Here is an 18,743-nt window from a genome sequence, read left to right on the forward strand (position 1 = left end):
ATGCGAATCGGCTTCATCGGTCTCGGCAGTATGGGATCGGCAATGGCCCTCAATCTGGTGAAGGCAGGGCATGACGTGCGCGCCTGGAACCGCAGCAAGGTCGCCCAGGATACCGTTCCGGGGGTAACGCTGGTCAAGCTCGCAGCGGACGCATTCCAGGCTGACGCAGTCTTTACGATGCTATCCGATGACCCGGCCATCCGGGAGGTGATCCTCGACGCCGGCTTGCTAGCAACCGCGCAACCGGGGCTTACTCATGTCGTCACATCGACGATCTCGGTCGCTTTCGCGCGGGAACTCGAGCTCCTGCACGAAGCGGCACGCCTCGGCTATGTGTCCGCGCCTGTCTTGGGGCGCCCAAACGTAGCCGCGAGTGGTCAGCTCAATATCCTGGCGGCCGGCAAGGCTGATGCAGTCGCCGCAATCGAGCCGCTGCTTGCTCCGCTCAGCAAAAAGATCTGGAAGTTGGGGGAAGATCCCGCGCGGGCGAATACGGCGAAGCTCGCCTGCAACATGATGGTCGCCATGGCTATAGAGGCGATGGCCGAGAGTATCGTGCTGACCGAGAGCGCCGGGCTCGACCGGGCGGATTTCTTCGAACTCATCCTGGGGACCCTTTTCTCAGGTCGCGCCTATGAGAGCTACAGCACTCAGATCACGGAACAGTCGTTCGAGCCGGGCTTCAAAGCCAAGCTTGCGCTTAAGGACATGCGTCTTGCGACTGAGGCCAGCAATGCGATCGGACGCACGCTTCCGATGCTCGAGGCCGTCCGGGAAGGGCTCAGCAAGGCTGTCTCGGCGGGCCTTGGCGAAAAGGATTGGTCGATCATGGCCGATATGACAGTTCGCGGCGGCGACGTATTGGCATCGCCCAACATACATAGAGAGCAATAATGAAGACTTGGCTTATCACCGGCTGCTCAAGCGGCTTCGGAAAACGTCTTGCGCTCGCTGCAGCTGAACGCGGTGACCAGGTCATTGCGACAGCGCGCAACGTCAAATCGATCGAACAATTGGCCAAGCGCTTTGACGGCCGCATGATCCTCCTGCCGCTTGATGTGACGGAAGCGGCGGCAGCCAAGGCCGCGGTCACAAAGGCCGTCGAGACGTTCGGCGGGTTTGATGTGCTCGTAAATAACGCCGGATACGGACTATTCGGCGCAATAGAAGAAGGCACGCCGGACGAATATCGCCCGATGTTCGAGGTAAACGTCTTTGGCTTGATCGAGACTACCAGGGCGGCTTTGCCTATCTTGCGACGTTCGGGCGGAACGATCGTCAACATGTCGTCCGGCGCCGGCATCGCGGGCGGCGGCGGCGCTGGTTATTACAACGCCGCCAAGTTCGCCGTGGAAGGAATTTCCGAGGCGCTCGCCGGCGAACTGAAGCCGTTCGGCATTCGCGTCTTGATCGTCGAGCCCGGGCCCTTTCGCACCGATTTCCTTGGCCGTTCGATCACGATGGCGGCCAACGAAATGCCGGAATATGCCGCGAGCTCGCGCAAGCACTATCGCGAAGCCAACAACGGTAATCAGGCAGGCGACCCCGACAAGGCGATCACGGTGATCCTGCAAGCCGTCGACGCCGATGACGCTCCGCTTCATCTGCCGCTCGGTCCGATCGCGCACGCGATCGCCGAGCGAAAGTTGGCTGCCTTCCGCAGCGATATCGATGCTTGGCGCGACGTCTCGATCGCCACCGACTTCGATTAGCCCAAAGCGATGGCCGTGAGCTGTGTTTGAACGTCAACGTCTGACTGGAAGGCGATCATGATCGCAACTTTGAAGGGGTTCACCCAACAACTGGTGCCGGTGAACGGCATCAGGATCAATACTGTCACGGGAGGCTCAGGAGCGCCGATCCTCCTGCTCCACGGCTGGCCGGAAACATGGTGGGAATGGCACGATGTGATGCCGCTGCTGGCCGAGCATTTCAGCGTGGTGGCCATCGATCTGCGCGGCGCGGGTTTTTCAGACTGTCCGCTCGACGGCTACGACAAGGCGACTATGGCGCGCGACGCGCACCAGGTCATGCTTGCCCTCGGACATGAACGCTACGCCGTGTGCGGACACGACATCGGTGGAATGGTGGCGCTGCCGCAGGCGGCCATCTATCGGGAGGCCGTCACTCATCTGGCCGTCCTTGACGTGCCGCTTCCCGGCTGGACCGGATGGGAGGCGACGATCGCTAGGCTCTGGCACTTCAGCTTCCATATGAACCGGGATCTACCCGAGCGCCTGATCCAGGGTCGTGAATATGACTATGTATCGACCTTCATGGCTGAGCGGTTCTATGACCACAACACCTTCAATCCGGCGAACATAGAGATCTACGCCAAGGCGATGGCTCTTCCGGGCCGCACGCGCGGCGGGATGGAATGGTATCGTACTCTCGCTGCCGATCATGCAGTTGCGCTCGAGTACAAGAAGCAGCCGCTCGAGATACCGGTGCTTGGCCTCGGCGGAGACCAGCGGTTCGGCCCGCACATGGCGCCGATGCTCAAAGAGTTCGCCACCAATGTGACGGGCGGCTCGATCGCGCGGTGCAGCCACTATGTCGCGGACGAGCGGCCGGATGAAGTCGCGGCCGCTTTGATCGGTCTTCTCAAAACCAACTGAAACTCTGTGCCCAGGCCGAAGTGGGCCCGGCACATCCCGACACGCCGCAGCGCTTGCGGTGGCTCAACTAAACAAGAAAGGAACCTGTCATGACTTCACCCATAATTCGCGGCGTCAATCATATCGGCATTACCGTGCCTGACATCGAAGCGGCAAAGTCGTTTCTTGTGGAAGCGTTCGGCGGCCAGGTGATCTACCAGTCTTTCGGACCGCAGGATCCGCCTCGGCAGGGACCCGAATTCGAGCAGGCCGTCGGCGCTTTTCCAGGAACGGTCGTGCGCGCCCAAGCGATGGTCAAGATCGGAACTGGACCTGACATCGAACTCTTCGAGATGCACGGCCCCGAGCAAGTCCAGCCGATCCGGGCGAGCGACTTCGGCATCACGCACTTCGCTCTCTACACCGACGACATCGACGCATCGGTCGAGCGCTTCGAGAAGGCGGGGGGCACCCCCCTCACCGCGCCACGCCCTATTCCCTACGCAACCGAAAAAGGGCTCGGCAACAAGGTCTGCTATTGCCGCATGCCTTGGGGCACGACGATGGAATTCATCACCACGCCTGAGCGCATGGCCTATCATGACCAGACAAATCTGCGCAGGTGGCAAGACGAAGACTGCGCAGAGGGTGAGACTGGATCCGCGTTCGTTTAGTCGCGGCAATCCTGAAGGTGTCGAAAGGTCCACGGGTGCGCAGCCGCGACGGTGCGAAGCCATGGATCAACTCCGCCGGACGTCAGCCTATCCGGGTAAGCCCCCGCTTGGGTTAGGCTGATAGAAGGCGAACCAAAACCATCTGAGGGTGGGCGGCTGGCGCCGGCGCCGACCTTCAGAAATTGTCGACTGTCGGGCGACCCTTTTCAAACCTCTACGCAACCGCTTTGATCCCGCTATGGACATACTGGTGACAAAGCGACTGCTACTCAGGAGCCCAAACCACCATGATTTCCAAGATCTTCACGCCCACGTACTCTCTGATCCGGCGGTCATGAAATTAGCTTTCTCCGGTTGTGCTCTAAATTTGGCGCAATCCAGAGCGTTCTTCGAAAAGAACTTCGACCACAATCAATCCGGTAGGAAGCTCGGGGTGCTGGTTGAGCGGAACGCGCAGACCCTTGTCGGCTTCGCGGGGTTGATTTCCTGCAGCGCGCTTGGTCAGCCAGATTACGAACTCGGCTTTGTTCTGCGTCGGGAGGCTTGGGGCAACGGTTATGCGACCGAGATCGGGCTCGGCCAACTCGACTACGGATTTAACACGCTTTGTCTGACACGCATCTTGGCCCAAGTCGATCCAATCAATATATCCTCGGTTGCTGTGCTTACGAAGATCGGTATGGCCTTCCATTCCAATGTGCGCAGCCGTGAGCGTGGCGAACGGCAGGTTTAGTGAAAACGTGCACTTCGCGGTAGCGGTGTTGCGGTCGCAACGTCCAGCAACGGCATCAGCAAGATGCCGCCCGAAGCCTGAAGACTATCTTATGAGTATTCAGGTTGCCGCCTCTTCATCCCCAGCATCTTAGCCGGGGCGAGTGCGACCTCAGGCAAGTTGTTGGCCCGGCCAGTGTTTTGGGAGAAACAGATAAAATGCGGTTGGATTCGTTCAAGAACTGACGGTATTATACATCATCGTTCAGTTTTGTGGGTGCGGCGGTGGAGTGGAGCGACGTCAGGATTTTTCTGGCTATCGCCCGGCATGGCACGCTCGGCGCTGCAGCACGTGCTCTTCATCTAAGTCATCCGACGGTCGGACGCCGTCTTCGGGCTCTTGAACAGGCTACAGGCCATACTCTGTTTCAGAGAACAGCAGACGGTTTCATTCCGACAGAGGAAGGAAACGCCGTCATTGCCCTGGCGGAACAGATGGAAGAAGGCGCCCTGGCGATCGAGCGCCGACTGGCCGGTCAAGAGAAAGAACTTCAGGGGACTCTGCGCATATCCTCCGCCGACTGGTTTGGAGCCTACGTCCTGCCGCCGATCATCAAGGATTATGCAAGGACATATCCGCACGTCGATATAGAAATCCTGACGGGCACGCGCCTATTTAGTCTCGCCCAGCGAGAGGCCGATATCGCCTTTCGGATCATCCCGTTTGATGGCCCCGATATCGTGCAGCGTCGGCTCGTACGTCTGCCTTATGGGGCCTATGTCGCGGCAGGGCTACCTGAACCCGTGTATGGCGACGGGGCCGGTTTTAGGCTGATCACCCACGACACGTCGACGGGCCAGTTTCCAGATATCGCCTGGCTCGCGGATAGCTTCCCTCAAGCAAGTCCCGTTCTTCGTTCGAACAATCGCAACGTGCAGAGCCGCATGTGCAGCCAGGGCATCGGCATCGCTGTTCTGCCGCGGGTCGTCGGCGATCAAATGATCGACTTGCGAAGGCTAAAGCTGCCAGCTGAGCCGCCTTCACGGGATATATGGATGGGTTATCACCAAGACATGAAGCGTCTTCAACGATTGCGGGCGTTTATCGACTTGGTGACCGACCATATTTCAAGGGTTCAGAACCCCGGCGACCGGTAATTGGCATCAAAACCGGCCCTATGACGTCCTGCCTTCGCCGGCCAGATGCCGCTCCGCCTCCGCGCACAAAATCGAACGGAGAGTGTTCAACTTTGTTAGTTGATGACCAATGTAATTTGTCCAAATGTTTCGCCATGGCGAGCGGAACACTCTTCGCCATGGCGAGCGGAACACTCATAGTGACCTGCAGTAGCGGCACATACTTCAAGCGCGATTATTATGTCGACGTCCATCTGCCGTTGGTGCTCGATTGTTGGCGGGAGCACGGGTTGGAAAGCGCCTCCGCCTTCTTTCCCCGCGACGCCGACGCTTTGGATGTCTGTGTGGGGATCTAACGGTTTCGTAATGAGGCCGCGCTGCATGCGGCGCTCGCATCCGCCGAGATAGACGCGGTGATGGCGGACGTCCCCCGTTTTACGGACGCCATGGTGTCTCGCAGCATCGGCATCCCCCTCTACGGTGGAGATCAAGACGGTGACGACAGCAGCGATCGAGGCGCCGGCGGCGGCGGCAGGCTGGCCCCGTAGCATTGTTCGGCGAACCCTCGCCGCAGCCCTGGCGCTCGGGGTCTTCGTCGTCGACGCCTTCACGCCTCTTCAGAGCGCGGTGGCAGTGCTTTACGTGCTCGTCATCCTGATCGCCGCGAAAGTGTCCAGAACCGATCTGCTGGTCACTGCAGCGGCGAGCGCCGCACTGACCGCTCTCGCCTACGCCTACATGCACGGTCACGAGAATTTCGGATCCGCCACGCTTCGCTTGATCGTGAGTTTATCGGCGATCGGCATCGGCACGGTGCTCTCGCAGCAGAACCTGAAGTCTACGGAGACGCTTCGCGAGCAGGCTCAGCTGCTCAATCTGTCGCACGACATGATCTTCGTCCGCGACGCCGGCGGCGTCATCCAGTTCTGGAACCGCGGCGCTGAGACGGGCTATGGATGGCCGGCCGAACAAGCGCTGGGCCAAGTCGCGGACGACTTGCTTTCGACGGAGTACCCGGTCAGCCGCGCCGAGATCGAGCGGCAACTCTTCCGGACATCGCGCTGGGAAGGCGTGCTGCACCAGCGGACCAGCTCAGGGGCGGCTATCGCTGTCGAAAGCCGCTGGGTGCTGGAGCGTAGCGGTTCAGGTCAGCCGATCCGGGTGCTAGAGACGCACCGCGACGTCTCCGAGCGGGAGGCGTCCCACAGAGCGCTGGCCCAGAGCGAGCGGCGTTACCGGCGCATGTTCAATGCTAGCCGGATTGGCCTGCTGCAGGAAGATTGGTCCGCACTCCGCGCCGAGCTCGATCGTCTTACCCGGGACGGCGAGATCGATCTTCCGAGCTACATCGAGGCGCATCCAGATTTCCTTGATCGCGCCAAGGCGCTCGTGAAGATCACCGACATCAATCCCGCGTTTCTCGAGATAACGCGTTGGGACAGTCCGAAAAGCGTCGGCAGCTCCCTCGATAACGTCCTCGGTGAGATGGATCAGACATTCGCAGGATCGCTCATCGCATTTTATCGGGGAGACAGGTTCTACGAGGGCGAGACACAAATCCGCGGAGCTGATGGTCGACGGACGCCGGTGATCTTTGGGCTGACGTTCCCAACCGTGGAGGAAGGCCTCGACGGGGAAGTTCTTGCTTTCGTTCTGGACGTCACCGACCGCAACGAAGCGCAGAACGCGCTTCTCGCGGCTCAGGCGGAACTCGCCCGCGCGGCCCGCGTCGCGACGCTTGGCGAACTGACCGCCTCAATCACGCATGAGGTGAACCAGCCTCTCGCGTCCATTGTGACGAACGGCGAGGCCGCATTGCGTTGGCTCCGCCGCCCGCAACCTGACCTCGTGGAAGTGTCGACCGCACTTGCCCGAGCGATCGAAGAAGGAAAGCGAGCGAGCGCCATCGTGCGGCGGATCAGATCCTTTCTCGCCAAGGGATCGATGAGGCGCGACGTCCTCGAGGGCGCCGAACTGGTCCAGGACGCGATCCTTCTCGTCGAGCGGGAGCTCAGCAAGATGGGCGTCGCCATCGACCTCCAGCTCGACCCGACCGCGCCGAAGGTGATCGGCGACCGCGTGCAGCTTCAGCAGGTGATCGTCAATCTTGCGGTGAATGCGGGGCAGGCCATGGCGGATGTGGGCGGAGGCCGGCTCCTGGTTCGGGCCCTCCGCAATGGCTCCGAACACCTCGCTGTGACGGTCGCGGACAACGGACCCGGAATCGACCCGGCGAACCTCGAACGACTGTTCGACCCGTTCTTCACGACCAAGGAGGAAGGCATGGGTATGGGCCTCGCGATCTGCCGCTCCACCGTCGAGGCTCACGGCGGGAGCCTCTCGGTCGACAGCAGGCTGGGGGACGGCGCCCGCTTCACCTTCACCATTCCAGCCGCGTGACAGGCCCCAGCCCAATGCGACGCCCTACCAACAGCTCTGCCTATGACAGGCAACCGGGAAAGCCGGTCGTTCTCGTTGTCGACGACGACGCCGGCATCCGGGATTCTCTCGACAGTCTCTTTCGCTCCGTGGACCTGCGGGTCGAGCTGTTCGGCTCGCCGGCCGAACTGCTCGACTGGCCGGCGCTGAACGCTCCGTGCTGCATTGTCCTGGACGTCAGGCTGCCCGGCGCTAGCGGGCTCGACTTCCACCAACAGCTCGCCGCCGCGGGCGTCGATCTGCCGGTAATCTTTATGACCGGGCATGGCGACATCCCGATGTCCGTGCGGGCCATGAAGGCTGGAGCGGTCGACTTTCTGGCGAAGCCCTTTCGGGATCAGGACATGCTGGACGCGGTCATGAACGCGATCGAGCGCGACGCGCGGAGGCGAAGCGTACAGGCGGCGGAGACCAATCTGAAGGCGCGCCACGCCTCGCTCACAGCCCGCGAGCGCGAAGTAATGGTTTACGTCACCGACGGACTGATGAACAAGCAGGTCGCCGGCAGGATGAACCTTAGCGAGATCACGGTGAAGATCCACCGCGGGAACGTTATGCGTAAGATGAACGCGAAATCGCTGGCGGATTTGGTCCGCATGGCGCAGGCGCTTGGTCTGAGCGGGCGTCCGTCGGTATAGCACACCTGTGTATGATACCCGTCGCTCGCCCCCCGGCCTAACTAGGCGATCAACAGCGCCGCTCGTTGCATCAGTGGATGCGAAGGATTTTCATGGCCCAAGCGCCGACGATCGCGATCGTCGATGACGACGAGGGTGTCCGGACCTCGCTTGCAAGTCTCTTGCGGTCGGTCGGCTACCGGGCGCGCACCTATGGCTCGGCTCAGGAGTTCTTGGCCGAGCGCGACGCAGAGGCGCCCGCCTGCTTGATCGCGGACGTCCAGATGCCCACCATGACGGGCGACATGCTGCAGAAGGCCCTGCTCGCGGCGGGACGCCACTTCCCGATCATCTTCATGACGGCGTTCCCCACGGACGAGGTGCGCCGCCGGGTCATGGCGAACGGAGCGCAATGCTTCCTCACCAAGCCTTCCGACGGCGACACGATCATTCGCTGCATTGAGCACGCCCTCGCCCGGTCGGCCTGACAACCGGACATCTCCAAGCCGCGCGCTTCGTGAGCGATATGCATCCCGAGCGCCTCGAAGTCCGAGAACACTTGCCGGTTGAGCGAAATGACGTCGGGACCGCAGGTCAGAATCCATAAGCTTTCTGGCGCTCAGAACTTAAGACGAGGCGACACAAACCAACGTATGATCTCACGATATATAAATGCTATGTCTTCTGTTTCCGCGCAGAACTAGCTTTCTCCCAAGACGCCGTCGCCCGACGACGCCTAACAACGGGAGAATATCATGAAGACCATCATCTATGCCATCGGCGCTCTGGTTCTGGCCAGCAGCGCCGCTTCCGCCGAGGCCATGCGCTCGCATCCGGGCAGCAATCAAGCCCAGTCCGCCTCTCACGGCTCCGCCGCCAACCCAGGCCAGGACCGCTCGTCGGTCGCAGCCGGCAAGCACGCTTCGCAGCAGCGCTTCGCTCCGCAGTCGCCCGACGTCGCCGGCCGCTGGGACGCGAACGACAACAACGGCTGAGCGCGCGATCCCATCTCGGCCCCCGACCTTCCGAGTGCGGGGGCAGAGATCACGGATACGCGCCTCGGCGGCCGCTGCGGGACAGCGCCAGCCGGCTCCTCAACGCACAGAGCTAAAGGACATTAGATGCTTCGCAAACTATTCCCCGTGGCGCTCGCCGCATTCGCAAGCCTGCCGCTGCAGCCGGCCCTCCCGTCGCCTGCCTCGGCGGAGACCGTCAGGGCCGAGCCGGTTCGGGTGCGCGGCGCCATCGTCAGCTTCGATCACGACACCCTGAAAGTCCGAACCCGCGAAGGCGAACTCGTCGACGTCGCCCTGGCGGCCGGATGGAGCGTGTCGAGCGTCGCCCGCGCCAGCGTGGCCGACATCAAGCCCGGCGACTACGTCGGCATCGCATCGCTGCCCACCAAGGACGGAAGCGACGGCGCGCTCGAGGTGCTGATCTTCCCGGCCGCGCTCAAGGGGACCGGCGAAGGCAGCTATGGCTGGGATCTCAAGCCCAACAGCACCATGACGAACGCCACGGTCGCCGACGCGGTGAAGGACGTAAGCGGCCGATCCGTCACCGTCTCCTACCATGGCAAGGAAAAGAAGATCGCCATTCCCGACAGCACGCCGGTGGTCACTCTGGCGCCTGCGACCGAGGCGGACCTGAAGCCGGATGCGGTGGTCTTCGTGCAGGCGCAGAAAAGCACGGGCGGCGCGATCGCCGCGCAGCGGATCGTCGTGGGCTCCGACGGCGTCGTCCCGCCGATGTAGGTCCGCGACGCGACCGGCTTTGGCGCGCTCTTCCCCCCGCGCCGGGCCGGTCGAGCACAACGGCGCGACGCGGGCGCTCCCGTGCTCGCCCCTCCCACTCTCAGGAGAGCTCCATGTCCCACGAAATCATAGGCCCGCAGCCCGCTTCAGCGGGGAAGACCGTACTCACCCGCCGCCACTCCGCGGTGACGCGGCTGACGCATTGGCTCAACGCTCTATTTCTCGGCGTGCTGCTGACCAGCGGGCTTCAAATATTCAATGCGTATCCCCGCCTGCATTGGGGCCAGTACGGCGCCGATGCCGATCCCGCTTTCCTTGAGATCGGCGCGGGCGCCGATCTGGCGAAGCCGCACGGCTTCATCACGGTCGCCGGAGCTTCCGTTTCCACGACAGGCGTCCTCGGAGTGTCGAAGGCGGACGGCGAGTGGACGCCCAGAGCCTTTCCGAGCTGGCTCACGCTTCCCTCCTACCAGGATCTGGCCCAGGGCCGACGCTGGCACTTCTTTTTCGCTTGGCTCTTCGTCATCAATGGCCTGTTCTATCTCGGCTACGGAGTGGCGAGCGGACATCTTCGCCGCGATCTCGCGATCGGCCGCAAAGACCTTGCGCCCCGAAATATCTGGCGGGAGATCGTCGACCACGCGCGCCTGCGGTTTCCCTCAGGCGAAGAGGCTCGGCGCTACAATGCGCTGCAGAAGCTCGCCTATGTGGGCGTGATCGCGAGCCTGCTTCCCCTCATGGCGCTAACCGGCCTCACCATGTCGCCGGGTGTGAACGCGGCTTTTCCCGTACTTCTCGACATTTTCGGCGGGCGGCAGTCGGCCCGGACGATTCACTTCTTCACAGCGTCGCTTCTGGTCGCCTTTGTCTTCGTCCACATTGCCATGGTGGTCCTCTCCGGCCCTTGGAACAACATGCGTTCCATGATCACGGGCCGTTACGCCATCCGGCAGGAAGGGCCCGGCGCATGACCCGCCTTACACGCCGCCAGTTTCTGGTCGGTAGCAGTCTCGGAGCGAGCGCGCTCGCTCTAGGAGGCTGCGACCTGCTGGGGTCGAACGACCAGACCCAGACGATCCTCGGCTCGGCCGAGACGCTGACGATGACGGTCCAGAGACTGCTTCAGAGCCGCGGGGCGCTCGCTCGAGAGTTCGCTGAGGCGAACGTCTCGCCGACGTTTCGTGTGAACGGGACGAGCGCGCCCGACAGCGAAGAGTATGCGCGGCTTCGTGAGGACGGATTTCAAAGCTGGCGGCTGACAATCGACGGGCTCGTCGAGCGGCCGCAGCAGTTTTCGCTTCTCGACCTTAAAGCGCTTCCCGCCCGCACCCAGATCACCCGCCACGACTGCGTGGAAGGCTGGAGCGCGATCGGGAAGTGGACGGGGGTCCCGCTCGGAAGCCTGCTCAAGAGCGTCGGGCTGAAGTCCTCCGCCCGCTATGCGGTGTTCCACTGCGCCGACGAACTGGAGAAGACGCTCGACGGAAGCGGGCGCTACTATGAGAGCATCGACCTTATCGACGCGTTCCATCCGCAGACGATCCTCGCATACGCGATGAATGGCCAGGACCTGTCCATCGGTCACGGGGCGCCGCTTCGCTTGAGGGTGGAGCGTCAGCTTGGCTACAAGCAGGCTAAGTATTTAATGCGAATTGAGATCGTCGAAAGCTTCGCGCAGCTCTGGGGCGGCGGCGGCGGCTATTGGGAAGACCGCGGCTACGAGTGGTACGCAGGGATCTAGCCTCTGGGAGCCAGCTCACACGCGATATTCCGCGGCTTCTGCCGAGATGCATGCTTAAGCGATTATCGTCGCCCCAGACGGGGCCTCGCGCGTTCGCCCGCCCCCGCGTCTCCAAGGGTCCGGTCGGCTGGAACCTGGGCGCCGAATTTCCCTTCATCTGACGACGGTCGAGGTTTCAAGATGTCCAGAGGAAGCAAAACGCCAGTCGAGGCAGCCCTCATCCCGCCAAATGCGAGCGGCGACAAACGGATTGGATCGGCACGATGAATATGCGCGCCACGATCAAGCTCCTTGTGTTCGGCGGCTTCGTCCTTGCCGGCCTGAAGGCCGCGTTTGCGGACACGCCAGCGGAGACGCGCCGGCCCGCATTCTGGGGCGCGCCGACGGTGGACGGCGGAAGTTGCTGCCAGACCCTGGGATTGGTCCGGGAAAACATTGATCGCATCGATGCCGCGCTGATCGCGCTAATGGCGGAGCGCGGCGCCTATGTTCACGAAGCGGCGCGCTTTAAGCAGAACCCCGCCGCGGTCGAGGACACAGCGCGCGTCGAGGCCATCATCCAGAAGGTACGGAGACTGGCTTGGGAGCGGCAGCTGAACCCGGACGTGGCGGAGCAAACCTACCGGGCCATGATCGCGGGCTTCACCGAGGACGAGCGTCGAGCTGCAGCCGAGATGATGCGCCATAAGGCGCCCTGACGCGCAAGTCGATCGACGCTCAGAAACGGCTCGGCGCAGACGGACCGCTGGTCGTCACCGGCGTTGTCCCAACAGGGCGCATGCCATCTCCCGCGCGCGATCGCCAAGCGCCCCGTTCGGCAGCTCACCCGCGGTCCAAAACGACAGCACGCCTCGAAAGCCGAAGGCAAGCATCTCTGACAGGCCGCGCAATTCCGCCGGCCCCGGCGTTGTGGCCGATCCGCCGGCGTCCCCCAAGGCGAGCGCCCAAAGCGCAGTCGAACGCGCCAGGACCTCGCCCGAGGCAGGGCCGGGCGAGCCGATCCAGGCCATTACTGCGCGGTTGACCTCGGGCTCCTCCAACATCACCGCCGCTGCGATGTCGATGGCCAGGAGCACGCGATCGGCCGCATCGCCGGCCGGCCGGGCGGCTGCGTAACGCGCCTCCATCGTATCGATCCGACGCCCCGACAGGGCGTGCATGATCGCCGCCTTGCCGCCGAACTGGTTGAACGGCGTCGCGAAGCTGACGCCCGCCTCCGCGGCGAGGTCGCGCATCGAAAACTCCGCTTTCCCTTGGCGCAGCAGCCGCTCGGCGGCGTCCAGCACCTTCAGGCGAAGCGGCTCGCCTCGCGTTGCAGGCGAAGAGGCTTTGGTCTTGCGATCGCTCATGCCGTATCTATATCATGATATAATTAATTGTCGACACGGAGTTCGAACATGGCGCTCTCCTCAAGAACATTCTTCATCACCGGTGTGAGCTCCGGCCTCGGTCACGCGTTCGCAGCGGGCGCCCTCGCGGCAGGCCATCGCGTCGTCGGCACCGTCCGGCGCGAAGCCGACCGCGAGGCCTTCGCGACCCTCGCGCCGGGTCGCGCGCATCCGCTTCTTCTCGACGTGACCGATTTCCAGGCCATTCCGCCTGCCGTTGCCGAGGCGGAGCGACTGGCCGGTCCGATCGACGTGCTGGTCAACAACGCCGGCTACGGTCAGGAAGGCGTGCTGGAGGAATCCTCCATCGACGACCTCGAACGGCAGTTCGCCGCGAATGTGTTCGGGCCGGTCGCGTTGATGAAGGCGGTGCTGCCCGGCATGCGGGAGCGACGTCGCGGACGCATCGTCAACGTGACCTCCATGGGCGGCTTCATCACCATGCCGGGAATCGCCTTCTACTGCGGCAGCAAATTTGCGCTTGAGGGCGTCTCGGAGGCGCTCGGCAAGGAGGTCGCGAGCTTCGGCGTCAAGGTGACGGCTTTGGCGCCCGGCCAGTTTCGGACCGACTGGGCGGGACGTTCGATGGAACGCGCGGCGCGCAGCATCTCCGACTACGACGCAGTCATGGACCCCATCCGCGCCGCGCGGCAGGCGAAGAGCGGCAATCAGCCGGGCGATCCGGCGAAGGCGGCTGAGGCGCTGCTGGCGCTCGTCGAAGCGGAGAACCCGCCGACCCGCCTCTTCTTAGGCGAGGATGCGCTCGCCCTCGTCGAGCAGAAGCTCGACGCCATGAGGACGGAGATGTCGACCTGGGACGCACTCTCGCGCTCGACGGGTTTCGCAGCCAGCGCGGCCTGACACGGCCACATCACGCAACCCCGCCCGACTTCAGCGCGTTCCGCGGCGAGTGACCGAAGAAGTCCTTGTAGGCCCGGCTGAAGGCGGCCTCCGAGGCGTAGCCGATGCGCAGGCCGACCTCTCCGGCCCGCGCGTCGGGCTCGGCCAGCATGCGCCGGGCGAGGCCGAGGCGCCATTCGTTCTGGTAGCGCAGCGGGGAGCGGCCGACGAGCGCCGCGAAGCGGTCGCAGAAATTCGACCGCGACATGCCCGCCGCCTCCGCAAGCGTCGCGACGCTCCAGCGGCGCATGGGGTCAGCGTGGATCATCTTCAGGCAGCGCGCGACGCGAGCGTCGGAGAGCCCACCGAGCCATCCCGACGCGCGGCCGAGCTGCACCCAGGTCCGCAACACTCGGATCACCACAAGGTCGATCAGCCGCGAGATCATGAGGCCTGACCCAGGCTGCACGTCGTCGGCCTCGATCATCATGAAATGCACGATGCCGTCGATCCAGTCGGCGGCCTCGGCATGCGTGAGGTGAATAGAGGCAGGCAGCGCGAAGACCATGCCACGTAAGCTGTCTGGATCGAACCAGAAACGGCAGACCACGATCTCGGCCGAACCGTCGGCCGCCGAAAGCTCCCTGTCGCCGGGGCCATGGGACAACAGCACGAGGTCGCCGGCGTCGACTTGTAAAGCTGCTTGATCGCCGCCCTTCAATCGGACGCCGCCCTTCGTCACGACCACGACATGTGCTTCGCCGTCGCTCATCAGTAGCTGCTCTCCCGCGGCGAGCACGCGAGCGAACACATGGTCGCCCGTGAGCCGGATCTGAGACAGCACGCTCGACAGCAGATCGGCCGAAGCCGCCACTGACGTGTCGGGTTCCGGACGAACGATCAAGTTTTCCAGTGAATCGGCCATGGCTGGAGAGCCTCTGGTGCCGTTACTTGCGGGACGAGGACGGCGGCTATCGGACTGATATCACGTCGCTTCCAAGTCAGACAATCGCACCGTCCAGGCGCTTCGGCGCCGACCGATAATGGTCGGATCGTCCGACACCGGACGGGACAAACATGAGAGCTTCCATGAACATCCGGATGACGCGCCAGCCCAATCGCCCCGCCGCTTCGCGCTGGCTCAGAAACTACTATTTCGTACGCGCGGCGTTCTCGATTGCGTGGGTAGCGGTCGCCCTCGCCGTCGGCCGCCAAATGCCGCTCGCTGCCGCGGCGCTCCTTGTCGCCTATCCGGCCTGGGACGCGATCGCCAATCTTGTAGATGCCCGGCGTAACGGCGGTCTCAGCGCCAATCGCAGCCAGAGCCTGAACGTGACGGCAAGCGCCGTTACGACACTCGCGGTGGCCGTCGCCCTTGGCCTCGGACCTAACGAGGTGTTGGCTGTGTTCGGCGTCTGGGCGATCCTCTCAGGGCTGTTTCAGTTGCTCACCGGCGTGCGCCGTTGGCGGATGGGTGCGCAGTGGGCGATGGTTTTAAGCGGCGCCCAGTCGGGTCTCGCCGGGGCGTACATGTTGATCCAAGCGACCGGTTCCAAGCCGGCCAGCATCGCCGACATCGCGCCTTACGCCGCCTTCGGCGCCTTCTACTTCCTGGTTTCAGCGGTCTGGTTGACCGTCAGCAGCGCTCGCCAACGCAAGGCCGGATTGGCCTGAGCGGTCCCGCCATCAAGGCCTCCGCAGGACCGACCTGCGACTAAAAAAGGAATGGATCATCAAAGGCGGCGGACCGTTCGACGGGTCAGCCGCCTTCTTCAGTTACGTCCGCTTTCGAGCAAGAACGGAACGCCTGCTGTTGGCGCTCCGCGGTCCCGTTTAGAGGGCGTGCGCATTTCCGATCATCCGCGCCGCGCGTTCGCCGATGACCGCGCACGGCGCCTGCGTGTTGCCGGTCGTGACTCGCGGCATGATGGAAGCGTCGGCGATGCGAAGCCCGCGGACGCCGTAGACTTCGAGAGCTCCGTTCACGACGGACATGTGATCTCGACCCATTTTGGCCGTGCAGCTCTGGTGCCAGTAGGTGACCGCAGCTTCGCGCAAAAACTGCTTCTTGGCTTCGCCTTTAAGCGGCCCGGGCAACGCCTCGCTTTTCACGAACGGCTTGAAGGCCTGGGCGTTGCCGAGTTCGCGACAGAGATCGACGCAGCTGAGCGCCGTATCCATGTCTGCGGGGTCGGACAGCGCATCGGCGTCGATGGTGATGGGCGTCGACGGATCGGCGCCGGTGAGGCGCACCCTGCCGCGGCTGCCGGGACGGGCGAGGCCCGCGAACATCGTCCAGCCGTGCGCGGGGGCGCCGCGGGCGGCGGTGCAGTCGCTCGGAACCGGGAACTCCACTTGGCAGAACAGTAGGTCGGGCGTCTCGAGCTCGGGACGGCTCTTCCAATAAAGCGTCGCCTCGCTGCCGCCGTTTCGCGGCGCAAGCGGCTCGCGATATTCCCAGATGCATCCGAACGACAGATGGTCCTGCAGGTTCTGGCCGACGCCCGGCAGGTGCAGCTTTACGGGTATGTCGAAGCGACCGAGCTCGGCCTCATCGCCGACGCCGGAATGCATCAGCACCTTCGGCGTGTGCATCGCTCCAAGCGACAGGACGACTTCCAACCGGCACCGGATGGTTTCGACAGCACTGCCGCGCTGGATCTCGACGCCGGTAGCCCGGCCGCCCTCGATCACGACGCGGCGAACGGTGGCGTGGGTCAACACGGTCAGATTTGAGCGGCCCATCTTCGGATGGACATAGGCGCGGAACAGCGAATGGCGGCGGCCGTCGCGAATGAGGACGTCTGAGATCGCTGCGCCCCCGGGGCCTTCCATCATCGCGCCGTTAGGATGGTCGAACGTTGGGACGCCAATCTCAGCCGCCGCGTCCAGCATTGCGTCGGCGATCGGGCTTGGATTGGGCGCGGGCTGCACCCAGACCGGACCCGATGTCCCGCGGTAGTGTGGGTCCGGCGTTCCCCGCCAATTCTCGATGTCGCGGTAGATCCCCAGGACCGACTTGTAGCCCCAGTCTGGATCTCCCGTTTCAGCCGCAAAAAAATCCCAGTCGCGGTGGTGCCCGCGCGCCCAGACCATGACGTTGATGCTGGAGCCACCGCCGAGGCCCTTGCCCATCGACATCGGAAGCGAGCGGCCGCCCAGATGCGGATTGGGTTCGGCCTGGAAGGCCCAGTCGCGTTCGCTACCGAGATTTGCGGGCCATTGAGACGGGTCGAGAACTGTCTCTGCCTCATCGCCGCCGCCCGCTTCGATCAGCAGCACACGCACATCCGGGTTCTCGGCCAGTCGCCCGGCGACCACGGAGCCGGACGAACCGGCGCCGCAGACGATGACGTCATAGTCCGGCCGCAAGGCTTCCGACTGAGAAGAGGACTTCACTTCGAAAGCGCCTGCGCAGCCGTTTCAATCAGGTCAGCGACTGCCGTCGGCTGCGACATGAACAAAGCGTGGCTGGCTTTGACCTCAGTCACGCTGCTTCCAGCGCGCTTTGCCATTTCACGCATCAGGTCGGGGTGGATCGCCCGGTCTTCGGTCGCGATGAGCGCCCAGCTCTTCCTTGTCTTCCACGCCGGCTGGCTGATCTTCGCCTCGAAGCTCGCCTTGGACGGAAACACCTGCGAGGCCGCCATGAACGCGGCGTCCGCCGCAGGCACATCGGCGGCGAAGTCGGCCGCAAAAGCCTTCGGGTCGAGATAGAGATAGTCGTCGGCCGTCGCCTTGATGCCGGTCGTCGCCGGCGGCGTCCGGCCCGCGAGATCGAGCAGGTTCTCGCCTTCGTCCGGCTGGAAAGCCGCGATGTAGACTAGGCCCGCGACGTTCTTCGCAGAGCCCGCCTGCGTCACCACCATGCCGCCATAGCTATGGCCCACGAGCACTGAAGGGCCTTCCTGGAGATCGAGGATGCGGCGCGTTGCAGCCACGTCGTCCTTCAGCGTCGTCATCGGCGGCTGCACCACGCTGACCTTAAATCCCTTGGCCGTGAGCAGATCGTGGACCTTGCGCCAGCCGGAGCCGTCCGCCAGCGCCCCGTGGACGATGACGACGTTCTTGACTGGAACGGCGTAGGCGGGCGTAAGCGCCGCCATGGCGAGCATCACGCTCCCGGCGAGCGACAGCGTGAGGTGTGTCAGTCCCATGTCGCGGGCTCTTTCGTTTTAGAGTTTTGGAAATCAATTCGGCGAAGACGCTGCACTCAGCGCGCCTTGCTGGGGTCGTCGGCAGGATTGACGTAGTTCAGGCCGAATGGACCGGTGCCGTTGACCTGGATCACTGCCGACTGATCCTTGGTCCAGAGCGAATGCGGCATCAGGGCCGGCAGGTAGAGGAAGCCGCCTTCCCGGAAGGGTTCTCCGCGGCTCTCAACCATTTTCTCGCCCATGTCGTGGACGAGGGCGCCGTCGAGCAGCGTGACGGTCTCGTCGGTCGCATGGGTGTGAGGAGCGATAATGGTCGAGGGAGGGATCCTGAGCCTCAGCGCAAATGGACCTGGCTTGTCCGGGTCTCCCATGATGACGCTGATCTCGATCCCCTTCGGCAGGGCGGCCGGCGCGGGCTTCCACTGGACAGCGGCCGCTTCCTTGACGGCGATCATCTGCTTGTGGGCGGCCAAGTCCGCGACGGCTCCGGTTGAAAGAGACGCGGCTAAGGCGAAGGCAGAAAGACGAATGGCTTGATTCATACGCAACGGCGCAGCTCGCGCGTTGCTCATGAGACTGGCCGCGGCAGTGGTCCGAATTGCGTTGATCAAGGCGCTCACCCTTTGCTTAAGAGGAGCGGACGATAGAGGAGGCGATAAGAAAGGTGCTTTCTAACTTAGCTTCTCGG

The 18,743-nt window shown here is 63.4% G+C and carries 21 protein-coding genes; 16 read left to right on the top strand and 5 right to left on the bottom strand.

Annotated elements, in window-relative coordinates:
• The 14 genes from ACO2RJ_RS11490 (at position 1) to ACO2RJ_RS11555 (ending at position 12,368) form a co-directional block, all read left to right on the top strand.
• Complete coding sequence (locus ACO2RJ_RS11490) at positions 1 to 894, top strand: NAD(P)-dependent oxidoreductase (protein WP_423268149.1); 894 nt, start codon at positions 1 to 3, stop codon at positions 892 to 894.
• On the top strand, positions 894 to 1,712 hold the full coding sequence (locus tag ACO2RJ_RS11495) for an oxidoreductase (RefSeq protein WP_423268150.1): 819 nt from the start codon (positions 894 to 896) through the stop codon (positions 1,710 to 1,712). Before ACO2RJ_RS11490 ends, ACO2RJ_RS11495 begins: the two co-directional genes overlap by 1 nt.
• A gap of 57 nt (positions 1,713 to 1,769) precedes the next feature.
• The gene (locus ACO2RJ_RS11500) at positions 1,770 to 2,618 is read left to right on the top strand and encodes an alpha/beta fold hydrolase (RefSeq protein WP_423268151.1); all 849 of its coding nucleotides are present in this window, start codon (positions 1,770 to 1,772) and stop codon (positions 2,616 to 2,618) included.
• Positions 2,619 to 2,707: 89 nt separating this feature from the next.
• Positions 2,708 to 3,271 carry a VOC family protein gene (locus ACO2RJ_RS11505; RefSeq protein WP_423268152.1) on the top strand — a complete coding sequence of 188 codons (564 nt, stop codon included), beginning with the start codon at positions 2,708 to 2,710 and terminating at the stop codon, positions 3,269 to 3,271.
• A gap of 238 nt (positions 3,272 to 3,509) precedes the next feature.
• Positions 3,510 to 4,004 (top strand): GNAT family N-acetyltransferase, encoded by a 495-nt coding sequence (locus ACO2RJ_RS11510; RefSeq protein ID WP_423268153.1) that lies wholly within the window; start codon positions 3,510 to 3,512, stop codon positions 4,002 to 4,004.
• A 263-nt stretch (positions 4,005 to 4,267) separates the two neighbouring features.
• Positions 4,268 to 5,140 carry a LysR family transcriptional regulator gene (locus ACO2RJ_RS11515; RefSeq protein WP_423268154.1) on the top strand — a complete coding sequence of 291 codons (873 nt, stop codon included), beginning with the start codon at positions 4,268 to 4,270 and terminating at the stop codon, positions 5,138 to 5,140.
• A 474-nt stretch (positions 5,141 to 5,614) separates the two neighbouring features.
• On the top strand, positions 5,615 to 7,519 hold the full coding sequence (locus ACO2RJ_RS11520; RefSeq protein ID WP_423268155.1) for a PAS domain-containing sensor histidine kinase: 1,905 nt from the start codon (positions 5,615 to 5,617) through the stop codon (positions 7,517 to 7,519).
• A gap of 14 nt (positions 7,520 to 7,533) precedes the next feature.
• A complete protein-coding gene (locus ACO2RJ_RS11525; RefSeq protein ID WP_423268962.1) occupies positions 7,534 to 8,196 on the top strand; it encodes a response regulator transcription factor in 663 nt (220 codons plus the stop codon).
• A gap of 92 nt (positions 8,197 to 8,288) precedes the next feature.
• On the top strand, positions 8,289 to 8,663 hold the full coding sequence (locus tag ACO2RJ_RS11530; RefSeq protein WP_423268156.1) for a response regulator transcription factor: 375 nt from the start codon (positions 8,289 to 8,291) through the stop codon (positions 8,661 to 8,663).
• Between the two features lie 267 nt (positions 8,664 to 8,930).
• Complete coding sequence (locus tag ACO2RJ_RS11535) at positions 8,931 to 9,170, top strand: hypothetical protein (protein WP_423268157.1); 240 nt, start codon at positions 8,931 to 8,933, stop codon at positions 9,168 to 9,170.
• 126 nt (positions 9,171 to 9,296) lie between these two features.
• A complete protein-coding gene (locus ACO2RJ_RS11540) occupies positions 9,297 to 9,929 on the top strand; it encodes a hypothetical protein (RefSeq protein ID WP_423268158.1) in 633 nt (210 codons plus the stop codon).
• 113 nt (positions 9,930 to 10,042) lie between these two features.
• On the top strand, positions 10,043 to 10,900 hold the full coding sequence (locus ACO2RJ_RS11545) for a cytochrome b/b6 domain-containing protein (protein WP_423268159.1): 858 nt from the start codon (positions 10,043 to 10,045) through the stop codon (positions 10,898 to 10,900).
• Positions 10,897 to 11,670: a molybdopterin-binding protein gene (locus ACO2RJ_RS11550; protein ID WP_423268160.1), complete on the top strand. Its 774-nt coding sequence runs from the start codon at positions 10,897 to 10,899 to the stop codon at positions 11,668 to 11,670. Before ACO2RJ_RS11545 ends, ACO2RJ_RS11550 begins: the two co-directional genes overlap by 4 nt.
• 269 nt (positions 11,671 to 11,939) lie before the next feature.
• A complete protein-coding gene (locus ACO2RJ_RS11555) occupies positions 11,940 to 12,368 on the top strand; it encodes a chorismate mutase (RefSeq protein ID WP_423268161.1) in 429 nt (142 codons plus the stop codon).
• Between the two features lie 54 nt (positions 12,369 to 12,422).
• Here the strand turns inward: ACO2RJ_RS11555 and ACO2RJ_RS11560 are convergent, their stop codons facing one another.
• On the bottom strand, positions 12,423 to 13,019 hold the full coding sequence (locus ACO2RJ_RS11560) for a TetR/AcrR family transcriptional regulator (RefSeq protein ID WP_423268162.1): 597 nt from the start codon (positions 13,017 to 13,019) through the stop codon (positions 12,423 to 12,425).
• Between the two features lie 48 nt (positions 13,020 to 13,067).
• On the opposite strand from ACO2RJ_RS11560, the gene ACO2RJ_RS11565 reads away from it, so the two are divergent.
• Positions 13,068 to 13,919 carry an oxidoreductase gene (locus tag ACO2RJ_RS11565; RefSeq protein WP_423268163.1) on the top strand — a complete coding sequence of 284 codons (852 nt, stop codon included), beginning with the start codon at positions 13,068 to 13,070 and terminating at the stop codon, positions 13,917 to 13,919.
• A 10-nt stretch (positions 13,920 to 13,929) separates the two neighbouring features.
• On the opposite strand, the gene ACO2RJ_RS11570 is transcribed toward ACO2RJ_RS11565, so the two are convergent.
• Positions 13,930 to 14,823: an AraC family transcriptional regulator gene (locus ACO2RJ_RS11570; RefSeq protein ID WP_423268164.1), complete on the bottom strand. Its 894-nt coding sequence runs from the start codon at positions 14,821 to 14,823 to the stop codon at positions 13,930 to 13,932.
• Positions 14,824 to 14,993: 170 nt separating this feature from the next.
• Between ACO2RJ_RS11570 and ACO2RJ_RS11575 the strand changes: the two genes are divergently transcribed.
• Positions 14,994 to 15,572, top strand: a complete 579-nt coding sequence (locus ACO2RJ_RS11575; RefSeq protein ID WP_423268963.1) for a DUF308 domain-containing protein — start codon at positions 14,994 to 14,996, stop codon at positions 15,570 to 15,572.
• A 159-nt stretch (positions 15,573 to 15,731) separates the two neighbouring features.
• Here ACO2RJ_RS11575 and ACO2RJ_RS11580 read toward each other — a convergent pair whose 3' ends face one another.
• From ACO2RJ_RS11580 to ACO2RJ_RS11590, 3 genes are all read right to left on the bottom strand, one after another.
• Entirely contained in the window at positions 15,732 to 17,297 is a 1,566-nt protein-coding gene (locus ACO2RJ_RS11580) for a GMC family oxidoreductase (protein ID WP_423268165.1), read from the bottom strand.
• Positions 17,294 to 18,013, bottom strand: coding sequence for an alpha/beta fold hydrolase (locus ACO2RJ_RS11585; protein ID WP_423268964.1), 720 nt, complete (start codon positions 18,011 to 18,013; stop codon positions 17,294 to 17,296). The genes ACO2RJ_RS11580 and ACO2RJ_RS11585 overlap by 4 nt, the downstream gene beginning before the upstream one ends.
• Positions 18,014 to 18,111: 98 nt before the next feature.
• A complete protein-coding gene (locus tag ACO2RJ_RS11590; protein WP_423268166.1) occupies positions 18,112 to 18,627 on the bottom strand; it encodes a cupin domain-containing protein in 516 nt (171 codons plus the stop codon).
• Positions 18,628 to 18,743: the final 116 nt, after the last annotated feature.

The organism is Hansschlegelia sp. KR7-227, assembly GCF_049446035.1.
In the GTDB taxonomy this organism is placed as follows: domain Bacteria; phylum Pseudomonadota; class Alphaproteobacteria; order Rhizobiales; family Methylopilaceae; genus Methylopila.